We start from the raw sequence: 15,258 nt of genomic DNA, 5'->3' as shown, positions 1-15,258 counted from the left end.
CCCTACGAAACTAGCGCAAATTCATCCATACAGCAATTATTTGAAACAATCATGACAGCAGACTGAGGATTTTTTTAGCTATCGTCAAGCTGAATCCATTCAATTGCGCAAATTTTCCCTGTAACTAATCTGTTTTGCGCAATTATCTAACCTTATTAAACCTGACTTCACCACTTAGGATCAAGGTGATTTATGTTTCTTAATTAATTAGCCGCAACATTAGTGATATTTGGCAAATTTTTTGATGTAAAACCTTGAGCAAAATAAAAAGGCGCTACCATGAGCGCCTTTGTTTGCAAACTGCGATTAACGTTCAGTCATCGCCTGCTTCATTCGAGTGATCGGTTTAATCAGGTAATCAAACACACTTTTTTCACCCGTTTTAATATCCACTGAAGCCACCATTCCGGGAATAATTTCCATCTTGTAGTTATTTTTATCTAACAGATAATTGGTATCCGTTTCCACAATAATTCGGTAGAAAGTTTCATCCGGATTTAACTTCAATTCGCTACGACGAGTATCATTGCTCAACGTATCTGGGCTGATCAGTTTCACTACCCCGTTTAAGCCGCCATAAATCGCATAATCGTAAGCGGTTACTTTCACCACTACCGGCATTCCTGGTCTTAAAAAAGCCACATCTTGAGGACGAATATAGGCTTCAACCATTAACTTATCATCCAGAGGAATGATCTCCAGAATGTCCTGTCCCGTATTCACAACACCGCCTAGTGTGTTGATTTTGATATTTTTGACAATACCATGTACTGGAGCTCGAATTTCAGAACGCGTCACTGGGTCTTCACGCATCAGCATATTTTCTTCCGCTTGATCCAGCTCCGATTCAACTTTCACTAGCTCCGCATTCGCTTCTGCAAGGTAGCTATTCATGCGCTCATTTATCTGAGTCGATAACTCTACAGACTGTCTTTCCATTCGCAAAATTTCTACGTTTGAAACCAATCCTTCTTTTGCTAACGGCTTAGTAATACTAATTTCTCTATCCAGTAGTGCTTTGCTCTGACGCAATCCTGAAATGGCTTGGTCACGCTGGGTTTTCTTCGCGTTATATGCATTGGTTTCACGCTCAACCAGCTCTTGATCGGCAATTTTAGAAAAATCCGGCGCTTCATTATGAGATTCCCCATGTAAACGCGCTGAAATAGCTTCTAAATTTTGTACTCTAGCTTGGCTTTCTCGTAGTATCGCCATGCTTCTTGCATCATCCAGTTTCAGTAAAATCTGGCCTTTATCGACAATATCCCCTTCTTTAACATACATCTCTTGGATATTGCCCGGATCAATGCTTTGAATGACCTGTTCGCGACTGCTTGGGATAATCGTCCCTTGCCCACGAATGATTTCTTCTAAATTGCTGTTGTAAGCCCAAACAATAAAAATAGTCAGTAATAAAGCGAGAAAAATAATGGGCAGAAACAATAAATTACTACGCTCTTTTTTCATCACTGAAGCGAGATCATGAGAAAAATCGCTTGAGAAGGTTTTCTGCTGTTTAGGTACTTTACCGTTGTCATCCATCTTAAACCTCCTCTTCTTTCTTAATAACATGCCTAACTTGAGAGACCACGCGAACTTGCGGAGCTGACTGAACAACAGGCTTATCCGTCGCAATGGTTTCTCTTGGGATTTCCGTCTGCCCTAATGCTTTTAATACCGTTTGCTTTGGACCATCTAATAAAATTTTACCTTCATCCATAACAATAATACGGTCGACTAGGCTTAAAATTGGGAGCTTATGGGTGACCACGATCAGTGTTTTATCTTGAGTCCACGCTTCCAGCGCTTTCAGTACCACTTTCTCTGTATCAATATCGATACCTGTCGTTGGCTCATCCAGTAAAACAACTTTTGGGTGATGTAAGGTTAGCTGAGCAAGAGCAACCATCTGTTTTTGCCCACCAGACAACCCTAAGCCATCTTCCCCTAATGGCATATCCAAACCCGCCGGATGCTGACGAATAATCTTGTCGAGATGAAAACGTTTTAATGCTTGAATTAAATCGTCATCGCTGGAGTAACCATCGAGACGTGCTAAATCTAAGTTTTCACGCAAGGTACCGAAAAATAAACGTGGCTTTTGAGTTAACAGCGCAACTTTGCTTCTCAGAAAAATCGGATCAATTTGACGAATATCGAGATCATCTAAACTGATATTTCCTTGCTGCTGTTCATACAGTCCGGTTAATAATTTCAGCAGGGTACTTTTACCGCCACCAATTTTACCGAGGATCGCCACTTTCTCCCCCGCCTGAATCGTCAAATTGATGTTGTTCAGGGCTGGCTGACTATCTTTATTATATTGATAAGTGACGTTCGCCAATTTCAATGACCCTTGCACAGCAGTTGGCGCAATATATTTCTTGTGATCTTCACGTTCGATTGGGCGACTAAAAATATTTCTGACACCGGCCAATGCCATGCGCGCAGATTGAAATCGCGTCGCTAAGCCCGCTATCTGTCCCAGAGGCGCTAATGCACGTCCGGATAAGATCACACTGGCAATCAATGCCCCCATGGTGATACGTGAGTTCACATCAGCCGCATGGATCAAGTAGGTTCCGACAAACACTAAACCTACCGTATTTAATTGCTGCATTGCAGCACTAAAATTCACCATAAAGTTGGTTAAGTTACGCACTTTAATTGATGAGAATGCGGTTTTTTCCGTTAGCATTTCCCAACGTTGTTGCGCCCAGTTAACCGCATTGTTCAGTTTTAATGTTTCAATGCCTTCAATTGCTTCCACCGCTAAACCTTGGCGTTGTGAAGTTTCTTTCATGGATGCGTTGATGCCTTGAGCTAGTGGTTTTTGGATCAAGATCCCCGCGATCACCACGATCGGAATGATGGTCAATGGAACCAATGCTAGAGCACCACCAATCACACTGATCACACCAATGAATAATAAAATAAAGGGCAAGTCGACCAGAGCCAATAAGCTGGCACTGGTCATAAATTCACGAATAGATTCGAAGTCGCGTAAATTATTTGCATACGATCCGGATGAGGCTGGGCGCTTATCTAAACGGATCCCCATCACTCGGTGAAATAGCATTGCACTAATTACGATATCCGCTTTTTTTCCTGCGATATCCAGCAGGTAAGAGCGCAACATTTTGGCTAGAAATTCAAAACAGATCGCCAATACCACGCCGATTGACAGCACCCATAGGGTTTCATAGGCTTGGTTTGGGATCACGCGGTCATAGACGTTCATGACATATAATGAGCTAATCAGCGCTAATACGTTGATGACGAATGAGGCAATAATCACTTGGTAATAGTATTTTTTATATCGCCAAATAATCTTCCAAAAACCACTTTTTTCATATTTATCAATCTCAGAACGAGTTTCTGATTTGATATTACGCTTGATAAACCAGCTATAACCTGAATAGTTTGCGGTAAGTTCTTGCAGGCTTAGAGTTTGACGTAAACCCTCTTCCGTTAAAATTTCAAAACGGCGGCCCTGTTGACTCTCTTCAATTTTGCTAATCACCACCGATTCATTGTTATTCAGTAACAGCATAAAAGGGGCGGCAATGGTTGGGATTTTTTGCAGGTCGATTTCGATGATTTGATTATCAAACTGATGGGAATCCAGCACATTAACTAAAGAGGCATAATCGAGAGATTTGCTCTCAGTTCGTTTGGTTTGTGATAATAAAATTTCAGGTGAAAGTGTATAACCCAAACGTTTGGTGACTAAAGATATATTATTAATAATATTCATAATTTTATTTAGATGCTAATTCTTGGTTCATCCACGCAGACATTTTTGCCTGCACGCTGAGATAATTGAGTGTCGCGTCTCTGAAGTCGTTTTGCAGGATCACCGCGCTGGTTTGTATATTGGCGAGCTCGTTATAAGCGTCTAGCAAGTCGATCAATGTACGACGGTTGATGGTGAACTGTTTTTCATAGTTACTGACCACGACTTTTTGTTCTGCAATATACTCTTTTGCGATACTGCCTTGCTTTTCGCTCTGCGCCATATTAATGGCGGCAGACTGACTCATCTCTTTGATTTCACGAAACGTTTTTTTAATTCGCTCATTCGCCGCTGACAACGCATACTCTTTTTGTGCTTGGCTGTAGTAACTGGCTTGATCAAAAATATTCCACGAGACGCGTAAAAAAACTTCGCTGTTATCTGGCGTTGCATTCACTTCCAAATTCAATGCAGGTTTTCTCATGGCGCTGGCAACTTTAACATCTGCATCAAGGCTATTAGCATCTGCGACCTGAGCTTTATAACTTGGATTATTTTCTAGGTTATCTTCTTGAAACTTTGCCAGAATCGCACCGCTGGTGGTTTCTCTAAATGGGTCGGCAAACTGATCTACAGTTAACTCTTTTTGAGTCAAAATAGACAATTGGCTTAGCGCTAAATAAAGGTTTCGTTCTGTTTCTGCACGGCTCATTTCAACTTTTAAGGTGCGCGCTTTAACTTGAGTTAATTCACTCATGCGACCTGGGTCATGCTGAACGATGGTGGTTAATTGCTTTAAAACCTGATGGTGACGAACCAGGTTTTCATCAATCACATCGAGGGTTTCTTTATGACGTAAAACCAACAAATAGAGTTGGCTAATACGAACGCTGATATCTTCCTGAGAAAGATAATATTGGTTTTCATAGTAACTTTGTTTGGATTGTTCACGGTCGACACCCGCTTCAATCCCGCCCCACGCATAGATATTCATGGTGGCTTTAGTGCCGAGATGGAATCCCGACTCCATGGAGTTACTTTCGTATTTATGTTGCTGAGCCAGTGGCTGGGTTCCCATCAGACTGACTACGGGATAGTGCCCTGATTCTGCGGCTTTTACATTGCTTTGTGCCGCTTGATAATTAGCATAAGCCTCTTGGACTTCAGGGGCATTATCTAAGGAATCTTTTAATAAATTTTTTAATTCAACAACATCTGCGATGGCAGTGAACGATAACATTTTAACGACTAAAGCCACTAAAATGCTGTTAATAATTAATTTCATAAAATGGACACAAAGTAAGAGAAACTGGTGTTGACGACATTAAAATAGGGAGGGCTACCCAATTGGTAACCCTCTCTCAAGGTTTTAAATCACAGCGTGTTGGGTTTCTTGTAATGCATCTAATGATGAATTCATGAACCCTGTTGAGTGACTGGATGTTGCATTGACATCGGTGTCTACTCCATGCAGCTCCATGGCACTTTCCGGCGAGAACAGTTTTAGCGCTGTCAGGTCAGTGTCATTTAAGCCAGTATTACCCGACTCTTTGAGCTTGCTGATGTCAACAGTGATGGTTGGCTTAGAGCTCGTACCATCTTTGTCTGTCAGCGTTAATGTGAATTTTTCTTCAGTCATGCCAGTAGGACGTTTATTATCAGGACGGTAAGTGAAATCGCCAAAGTTCTTTTCACCTAACGAAATAGATAACAAACCACCGGCTTCAGTTTTAACGGCTAACTCACCATTACCGAAATCTGCCCATACACTACTATCCTTACCATCACTGGTAATTAATTTCGTTTTTGGGTCAAACTTATAGGTTGTGCCATCAACTTCAATACTGATTGATGCCATGCCATCTGCACCGAAAGTTAATGATGAATTGGCATCTTTACCTTTCGAAAAACTACTTTCTAACGTGTTCTCACTCGGGACATATTTACTTAAAATATTACCTAGAGAGCTCATGTCTTTCAGAACGATGACGTCATTCGTGTCGTTATCAATTTTGTTTTTACCATCAAAGGCAACGGATTCGAGGTAATCTTTACCCGTTTTTCCACTTTGAACCGTCGCCATGTCTTTACCAATTCCGATAGCGACAGAACGAATGCCATTTGTTGATAAAAACTCAGTCCATTTGTCTTCACCAATATCTGAAGTCGCACTTCCCGCTTGATAATCACCAGGCGATTTAGCGTCAATACCCGCACCTCTACCACCTTCCTGATTACCATAGTTTGGAATACCGTCACTGATAAAGTAGAAGGTATTATCAACAGAATCATTTTTGATCGGCTGACCAGATATTGGGGCATTTTTATACGTACTAACAATCTGTTGCAGTGCTGCATCGTAGTTCGTATTACCGCCAATTTCATTAACGAATGGAGGAGTCCACTGTGTTTTTCTTAAATCAGCAATAATTGATTTCGCTTCATCAATTGAACACCAATATGCTTGACCATAGTTATGCTGGGATGATGTTCCAATTGCCGTTGCTTTTTCTGCAAACGCATTCAGACTTACACGAACTTCCCCTGAATCTGCACTATCTAAACGTTCTTGATAACTATCCAACAGTGTCTCAATAGAATTCAACGCCGCATTAAAACGGCTCATGATACCATCTCGACCCTCTCGACTCGCATCTGGTATGCCACTGTCATAAATCCACATACTACCTGAGAAGTCTAAGGAGATAATGACATTCGCATAGAATGCATTTTCTTGTGGTACCTCAACAGCAACGTTAACATCATTCGCAAATGGCTTATCGTCGTGAACGATAATTTCAGTTTTCACTTCGTCGCTGCCATTTTTCACACCAAACTCAATATTCAGTGATTCTTTACCTACTGGATGGTCAACCAAACCTTTCAAAGTCACTTCATAGCCGACTTTTGTCTGACCATTTTCAGTAGAGCTATTGGTTGTCAGCGTAATAACGTCTTTACCGCCCGCATCTTTACCAACGAAACCATTATCGGTACTTTCCCAAGTAATAGGTTTACCACCGGATGTTAACTCCGTTGTTGGTTTCGTAATTTGAATGTCTTGCTCCGCAACTGGCTTATCATCAGGGTTGGCGAGTATCATTTCCCCTTTCGCAGTGATTGCCGATGAGCCCGCAGTACCATCAGTTCTGAGACCTTTTTCGTATACATCGACAGCTTCAGTGCCTGACTCTTTGATAGAGATGGTCACGGTCGCCGTATTCGATACGTTTTTGTTTTTATCAAACACTTGATAAGTGATGGTATCAGTGCCTGTCACACCCGGTTTTGGGGTATAAACCAATTTGCCGTTTGCATCGATTGTCGCAGTACCTTTTTGACCATTAGCTACGATTTCTAATGTAGACAGATCAAAATCACCATCTAAGTCACTAATATTGTCACTCAGATCGACAGTTACTGGAGTCTCTTTTAAGGTAATACCGCTGTCATTAGTTGCTACAGGCGCTGCATCGATGATCACTTTAACGGTCGTTTCGTTAGAGACGTTACCATTCTTATCTTTCACTTGATAAGTGATGGTGTCTTCGCCTACCACGCCCGGTTTTGGTTGATAAACCAGCTTGCCATCAACCACCGTCGCCGTGCCTTTATTGCCATTGCTTTTGATAACCAAGGTGCTTGGATCGATGTCTTTATCTAAATCTGTGTCATTTTTTAACACATCGATGGTCACTGGCTTGGACTCTTTCGTCTTCGCTTCATCCGGATTGGCAATTGGCGCCGCATCAATATCGATGGTCACCGTGGCTTTGTTCGACACGTTGCCGTTTTTGTCTTTCACGGTATACGTAATGGTGTCAGTGCCCACTTCGCCTTTGTTTGGTGTATAAACCAGCTTACCATTAACAAACTCGGCCGTGCCTTTGCCGCCATTAGTGATGATAGTCAGCGTGTTTGGATCGATATCGCCATCCAAATCTTTGTCATTCGCCAGCACATCGATAGTCACCGGCACCGATTCTTTGGTGCTGTCTTTATCGTCTTTCGCCACTGGCGCCGCGTCGATGATCACTTTAACGGTCGTTTCGTTAGAGACGTTACCATTCTTATCTTTCACTTGATAAGTGATGGTGTCTTCGCCTACCACGCCCGGTTTTGGTTGATAAACCAGCTTGCCATCAACCACCGTCGCCGTGCCTTTATTGCCATTGCTTTTGATAACCAAGGTGCTTGGATCGATGTCTTTATCTAAATCTGTGTCATTTTTTAACACATCGATGGTCACTGGCTTGGACTCTTTCGTCTTCGCTTCATCCGGATTGGCAATTGGCGCCGCATCAATATCGATGGTCACCGTGGCTTTGTTCGACACGTTACCGTTTTTGTCTTTCACTTGGTAAGTGATGGTGTCAGTGCCCACTTCACCTTTGTTTGGTGTATAAACCAGCTTGCCATTAACAAACTCGGCCGTGCCTTTGCCGCCATTAGTGATGATAGTCAACGTGTTTGGATCGATATCGCCATCCAAATCTTTGTCATTCGCCAGCACATCGATGGTCACCGGCACCGATTCTTTGGTGCTGTCTTTATCGTCTTTCGCCACTGGCGCCGCGTCGATGATCACTTTAACGGTCGTTTCGTTAGAGACGTTACCATTCTTATCTTTCACTTGATAAGTGATCGTGTCTTCGCCTACCACGCCCGGTTTTGGTTGATAAACCAGCTTGCCATCAACCACCGTCGCCGTGCCTTTATTGCCATTGCTTTTGATAACCAAGGTGCTTGGATCGATGTCTTTATCTAAGTCTGTGTCATTTTTTAACACATCGATGGTCACTGGCTTAGACTCTTTCGTCTTCGCTTCATCCGGATTGGCAATTGGCGCCGCATCAATATCGATGGTCACCGTGGCTTTATTCGACACGTTACCATTCTTATCTTTCACTTGGTAAGTGATGGTGTCAGTGCCCACTTCGCCGGCATTCGGCGTGTACACCAGTTTACCGTTAACAAACTCGGCCGTGCCTTTGCCGCCATTAGTGATGATAGTCAACGTGTTTGGATCGATATCGCCATCCAAATCTTTGTCATTCGCCAGCACATCGATGGTCACCGGCACCGATTCTTTGGTGCTGTCTTTATCGTCTTCGGCGACTGGCGCCGCATCAATCACGACCGTCACGGTCGCGGTGTTTGACACGTTGCCGTTTTTATCTTTGATTTGATACGTGATGGTGTCCGTGCCGTGCTCACCGTTATTCGGGGTGTAGATTAGCTTGCCGTCTTGACCGATAGTCACGGTGCCTTTGGTGCCCGGCTGGGTGATCACGGCGCTGTTTTTATCCAGATCGCCGTCTCGGTCCGTATCGTTCGCGGTAATATCGATTTCTACTGGGGTATTGTGGCGTGTGTCCGTTTTATCATTCGTCGCTACTGGCGCGGCATCGATTTTAACCGTGATCGTCGCTTCGTTTGAGATGTTTCCAGCTTTATCTTTGATTTGATACGTGATGGTGTCCGTGCCGTGCTCACCGTTATTCGGGGTGTAAGTCAGCTTGCCATCTTCACCGATGGTCACCGTGCCTTTGGCGCCCGGCTGGGTGATCACGACGCTGTTTTTATCCAGATCGCCGTCTCGGTCCGTATCGTTCGCGGTGATATCGATTTCAATTGGCGTATTATGGCGAGTTTCCGCTTCATCTTTATTCGCTACAGGCGGCTCAGTGATTTCAATCGTCACCGTCGCTTTGTTCGAAACGTTGCCGTTTTTGTCTTTCACCAGATACGTGATGGTATCTTGACCCGTTGCATCAGGATTGGCGGTATAGACCAACTTGCCATCAACAACTTTTGCAGTGCCTTGTTTTGGTCCTTCAACGACTTCTAAGGTCTTCGGATCAATGTCACCATCCAGATCGGTGTCATTGCCTAACACATCTAGCTGAATCGGCTGAGTTTTATTCGCTTTAGCGGAGTCATCATTGGCAACTGGCGGTGCATCAATATTAATAGTGACAGTAGCATCTTCAGAGATATTGCCGTTTTTGTCAGTCACAGTATAAGTGATGGTATCTGTACCCACTTCACCCGCATTTGGCTTGTAAACTAACTTACCATTAACAAATTCAGCGACACCTTTTCCACCATTCACTTTAACGGCTAAAGAATTATGGTCAACGTCTCCATCTTTATCGGAGTAGTTATTTACCATATCAACCGTCACTGGCTGAGATTCTTTAGTTGAAGTTGAATCGTCTTTCGCTACTGGAGCGGCATCAATATTTACCGTAATAGTGGCTACATTAGATTCGTGACCCGCTTTATCTTTTACTACGTAAGTAACGGTATCAACACCGTATTCGCCTTTATTAGGCGTATAAATGATCTTCCCATCCTTACCAATAGCCACAGTTCCTTTAGAACCCTCTTTGACAATACGGATAGAATTCGGGTTTAAGTCGCCATCAACATCACTGTCATTAGCCGTAACATGGATAGTTACTGGGGTATTATGTTTTGCATGTGCGGAATCATCACCAGCAATAGGCGCATGGTCAACAACTTTGGAATGACCACCACCGCCGCCACCGCCGCTAATAGCGACAGCAGGAATACCAATAAGAGGAACCAGTGCTGCCAGCCACCATGGATTAAATGCCCAAATTGGAGGTAATGCATCACCGCCGATCGCTTGCCCAGCCGCTTGGCCATCCGCTAACTGACTAATTGCATCTGCTTTTACAGCACTTTCAGGAACATAAGGGAAATATTGACCATTTTCATACTGGCCAATAATGAGGTTAGAACTTCCATCTTGATAACCAATAGCACCGTTATCTGCGAAGTAGTTTTCAATAATTAAGTCTGGATTCTCTACATCACCGCCTTCAAAAGCGATAACGAGGTTTTTATCAACACGTTTGACTGCAATGTTTTCTGGTGCAAACTGAGTTTCTTCATCAACTAATAAATAGTTTACATCTTTTTGTGCATTAATATGCAATGGCTGCTTTAATTTACCCGCACCGTTTTCCCCACCGGTAACAGAATATTGCTCAATAGTTTCTTTACTATTATTAACTTTAATTGATATTTTTTTAGTAGACATAGTTATCCATTGCCTCATATAAGACAATTATTTATTGAATTAAATTTAGTTTAAGGGTGTTTTTTTATTGGCACTCTGTGGACACATTTACACGAGGAAGCGTGTGAACCTGCGTACTTACTTTCCCTTTAAAATCATTAACTTCTTTTTCTGTCATTAGCTTTAGCGATACCTTACCATCAGTTTCAGTCACTAAGTATGAGTAAGATTTTCCAGCTTCGAGTACGTTATTATCTTCTTCATTTAATTTCGTATTATAACGTTCTGTAACATCAGTTTTATGTGCAGTTAAATTGTTATTTCCTGAGCACACTTTAATTTGTTTAGATGCATTGGGTTCTAAAGAAGTTAGGTACTGTTTATTCACAAATATATTAATTGTTTTACCTTCAACTTGATTATCTACTCTATAGAAAGAGATTTGAGACTTATTATTATCTATCTCATTACTCTCTTTAAGAATGTTCTTATTCTTCCAAGATTCGTTATTATAACCATGCAGCCCTGTATTACGCATACAGCCAGTCAATGCTGCAATGCATAATAGCATTACAACGCCATATATCTTTTTCATAATATTCCTATCAATGCTAATGGTGTTTAAATTATGTGGATCACTCTTCCCCAACTATGTATTTCGGGGAATAATATTGAAATAAAAACGAATAAAACTAAAGCCGAATTTCAATGAAAATTCAGCGTAAAAATAGAAAGTTTATTATTATTTTATGCCTTAATTCTATCCACTCAGTGTAGATAAAAATTATTTATTACATGGTGAAAACTTCATCATTATATCTTTCAAACTTGATATGCGTCAATTTTACGCCTCTAAAAATACCAATGGCTAGAATTGCTATCAATTTTAGTCGCTATTCTATCAATTGAAATTTAACTAATTGTTTTTAAAGAAAAAATAAACATGTTAAGAAAATGAATATTTTTATAACCCATATGGTGTGTATGTATAAAAACCATAAAAAAACATAAAATAAACATAAAATACTATAAATATATATATTGTTAGATTATTAATCTATCGGAAATCCTTACTCACTTTATGGATAACAACTATTGTTAATAATAAGTAACAATTGAATTGATGTATCTAAATCCGATTTTATAATTAATTACCTCAATATACTCGCAGCACGAGTATATATTTAGCTTTAAATATTTAAATAGATCTTTTTATTGATTTGATGTTTTTCATATTTAACTCTGCTCATAATTGAACCTATATTTCATCCGTTATCTTATTGGATATAACCTAAATCTAATTATTGATATTATTTTAAGAATTATCTTTATTATAATAACATTTACCTAGGAATTATTCCTAATCAATCCTGGATGACTTATTCCTATTTTAAGAACTATGCTGCCATACTTCAAATAAGGACTACTTATTTTGTAACTACATCACACCTTTTATAGCTAACTTTTTCTCTGTGAGCGAAGCACCTTCTTAAAATTTAAAAATCACGATATATTTTCATAGAACTACATTTCTCCATATGAAGGTTCCCAATCGCAACACATTTAGGACAACCGTTTTCAATATTTCCAGAGCTTTTTCATGTAAGCTCGCAGAAGGAGTTATCTACATAGCAAATAATTGGAGCCGATAGCGCAAGAAACTATGCTTTCTCTCCAACTAATCTGAGTGATTTCATAGTGACAATATCAGCCACCGTTCTCTCTATACTATGTGGCATTGTTTAACATCCCTAAACGCTTGTACGACTATCAATGCTCTTTAAACCATAAACATGCTACAAGCATCCCTGATGGCAGGTGTCGTTATCAATTACATCAATAAGAAAGTGATGGGTATCTTTCAGTTTATAAAAATATCCTCAATCATTCGATTGCCACTAAAGCCTAGGTTATTTAATGAGAGTCTTGCTGCACGACACCGAGCTCCATTTACATCGATTTAATTAATATTGAACACTACACTCCAAAGATGAATATGATCAATCTGACTGATTTTAGATTCCAATATCGTTTTGAAATTCACATAAAAACAAAGTATACATTTATGAATGTGACAAAGAATAAACCTAACAATAGTTCATTTAATAAATTCACGGAAAAAATTAACTATAAAATTTAACATTAATTGAACATCAACAAAAACTCGCTAACAAAAAATAGTCAAATCAAATATATTAATATTTAACTTTTCACATATGAAAAATTAAAGCCTCCCATTCAATGTAAAATTAAAATCTACACTAACCACTCGTAACACTTAGGAATACCGTCCAGATATTAATTAATCTCCTTCATTAAACTTTATGCTAAAAGATCTAAATTACACTTTAAATGATATATTTCTAATGGTTATTAACAATATGATTATATATTATTTAATTATAAACCGAGCTTGAAATTAATCCAAAAATCATTTAACCCACAAAAAAACAAAAATCAAAATACCCTTATATTTCATTAAGTTAAATCATGATTCACTAGAATTAAAATAAGTTAATTTATAATGAAATCATTGATGTCGCCATGAAAGTAGTAAGTAAAAATAATAGCCATCACCATTCAATGGAAATAATCATTTAAAGATTGTCAATTAAAGAACATTTATTTTGATATTTGTTTCATCTAAACATATAGACTAACACTTTCTTACAAATAAATTATCAAAAAGCGAAAAACATATAATTAAATTGACTTAGATTAATTATTTTCAATTATTTTTTTGAGTTAAACAAAAAATGGTTTTAGTCTAAAAACACAGAGCGGAATATTAATACACAGTAAGAATATATAAATTCAACTCTTATTGATTTAGTTAACACCTATATCAACATATATTCTCCACCCAAAAAATGGGATTTTAATACTCTATCAAAAGTATATTATTTTAAACATATAACACATATCTCTCTGTAATCTTAAAAATTACAAACTGAGCATTACAATTTAAACCAGATGATTTGCATCTATTTAGATACACGATGCATGGGTATTTATTTGAATATTAATTAATACCCATTACATCTTGAATATCATTAAATGATTATATTTCGTATAAAAATCACCCCGTAGTTACTCGGGATTAATATGCATTCAACAGAATACAACTCCAAAATAGAAATGATGAGGTAACTTATGAATCTTCCTTTACAAGGTATTAAAGTTCTTGATTTCACTGGCGTTCAATCCGGACCATCTTGTACCCAAATGCTGGCATGGTTTGGCGCTGATGTAATTAAAATCGAACGCCCAGGTGTTGGCGATGTCACTCGAAATCAATTAAGAGATATTCCTGATGTTGATGCTCTTTATTTCACCATGCTGAATAGCAACAAACGCTCCGTTGAACTCAATACCAAAACACCTGAAGGTAAAGAAGTTATGGAACGCCTTATTAAACAAGCCGATATTTTAGTCGAAAACTTTCATCCCGGTGCCATCGACCATATGGGCTTTACTTGGGAACACATCCAAGAATTAAATCCTCGCCTCATTTTTGGCTCCATTAAAGGATTTAATGAAAATTCACCTTACGCCGACGTTAAAGCTTATGAGAATGTTGCTCAAGCCGCTGGTGGCGCTGCATCAACGACAGGTTTTTGGGATGGTCCACCTTTAGTGAGTTCAGCTGCATTGGGTGACAGCAACACAGGTATGCATCTACTTATCGGTTTACTTGCCGCACTCTTACATCGAGAAAAAACAGGTAAAGGCCAGCGAGTGACGATGTCAATGCAAGATGCGGTATTGAACCTGTGCAGGGTAAAATTACGGGACCAACAACGCTTAGAGAAAATTGGATTCTTAGAAGAATATCCTCAATATCCAAATGGTACTTTCGGTGATGCAGTACCTCGTGGAGGTAATGCGGGTGGAGGAGGCCAACCAGGCTGGATTTTAAAATGTAAAGGCTGGGAAACTGACCCAAATGCTTATATCTACTTTACTATCCAAGAACAGGATTGGGAACAAACCTGCATTGCAATAGGAAAACCGGAATGGTCAACAGATCCTGCTTACAGTACTCCAAAAGCACGTCAGCCACATATCTTTGATATCTTTGCTGAAATTGAAAAATTTTTAGCTGATAAAGATAAACATGAAGCCGTTGAATATCTAAGTAAATACGGTGTTCCATGTGCACCAGTACTTAGCATGCGTGAAATCGCTCGAGATCAATCACTTCGTGGTAGTGGAAGTATTGTCGAAGTCAAACAACCTAAAAGAGGTAGTTACTTAACTGTAGGCTGCCCAATGAAATTCTCCTCATTTACACCAGAGATTAAAAGCGCCCCATTACTCGGTGAGCATACCGACGAAGTTCTGGCTGAACTGGGCTATAACGCAGATGAAATTGCCTCTATGCGCATTAATAAAGCTATCTAAATTTTAAAATTTGAGAGGGGAAGATTAACTTCCCCATCATTCTGTTACGTTGTTATTTATGAGGTTG

6 protein-coding genes are annotated in these 15,258 nt (G+C 39.7%); 1 reads left to right on the top strand and 5 read right to left on the bottom strand.

The window, feature by feature from the left end; genetic code table 11:
* Nucleotides 1–306: 306 nt before the first annotated feature.
* The 5 genes from EL244_RS03925 to EL244_RS03895 form a co-directional block, all read right to left on the bottom strand.
* On the bottom strand, nucleotides 307–1,542 hold the full coding sequence (locus tag EL244_RS03925) for a beta-barrel domain-containing protein (protein WP_126458907.1): 1,236 nt from the start codon (nucleotides 1,540–1,542) through the stop codon (nucleotides 307–309).
* A 1-nt stretch (nucleotide 1,543) separates the two neighbouring features.
* Nucleotides 1,544–3,757 (bottom strand): type I secretion system permease/ATPase, encoded by a 2,214-nt coding sequence (locus tag EL244_RS03920; RefSeq protein WP_126458904.1) that lies wholly within the window; start codon nucleotides 3,755–3,757, stop codon nucleotides 1,544–1,546.
* 4 nt (nucleotides 3,758–3,761) lie between these two features.
* Nucleotides 3,762–5,021, bottom strand: a complete 1,260-nt coding sequence (locus EL244_RS03915; protein WP_126458901.1) for a TolC family protein — start codon at nucleotides 5,019–5,021, stop codon at nucleotides 3,762–3,764.
* 84 nt (nucleotides 5,022–5,105) lie between these two features.
* Nucleotides 5,106–10,808 (bottom strand): Ig-like domain-containing protein, encoded by a 5,703-nt coding sequence (locus EL244_RS17880; protein WP_172597497.1) that lies wholly within the window; start codon nucleotides 10,806–10,808, stop codon nucleotides 5,106–5,108.
* Nucleotides 10,809–10,872: 64 nt separating this feature from the next.
* Nucleotides 10,873–11,382 carry a cell envelope biogenesis protein OmpA gene (locus EL244_RS03895; RefSeq protein WP_126458898.1) on the bottom strand — a complete coding sequence of 170 codons (510 nt, stop codon included), beginning with the start codon at nucleotides 11,380–11,382 and terminating at the stop codon, nucleotides 10,873–10,875.
* Nucleotides 11,383–13,940: 2,558 nt separating this feature from the next.
* Here EL244_RS03895 and frc point away from each other — a divergent pair.
* On the top strand, nucleotides 13,941–15,191 hold the full coding sequence (frc, locus tag EL244_RS03890) for a formyl-CoA transferase (protein ID WP_126458895.1): 1,251 nt from the start codon (nucleotides 13,941–13,943) through the stop codon (nucleotides 15,189–15,191).
* Nucleotides 15,192–15,258 lie beyond the last annotated feature (67 nt).

This window comes from Providencia rustigianii (assembly GCF_900637755.1).
In the GTDB taxonomy this organism is placed as follows: domain Bacteria; phylum Pseudomonadota; class Gammaproteobacteria; order Enterobacterales; family Enterobacteriaceae; genus Providencia; species Providencia rustigianii.
Note: the sequence above shows the minus strand (reverse complement) of the source record. Positions and strands in the feature narration are given on the sequence as shown.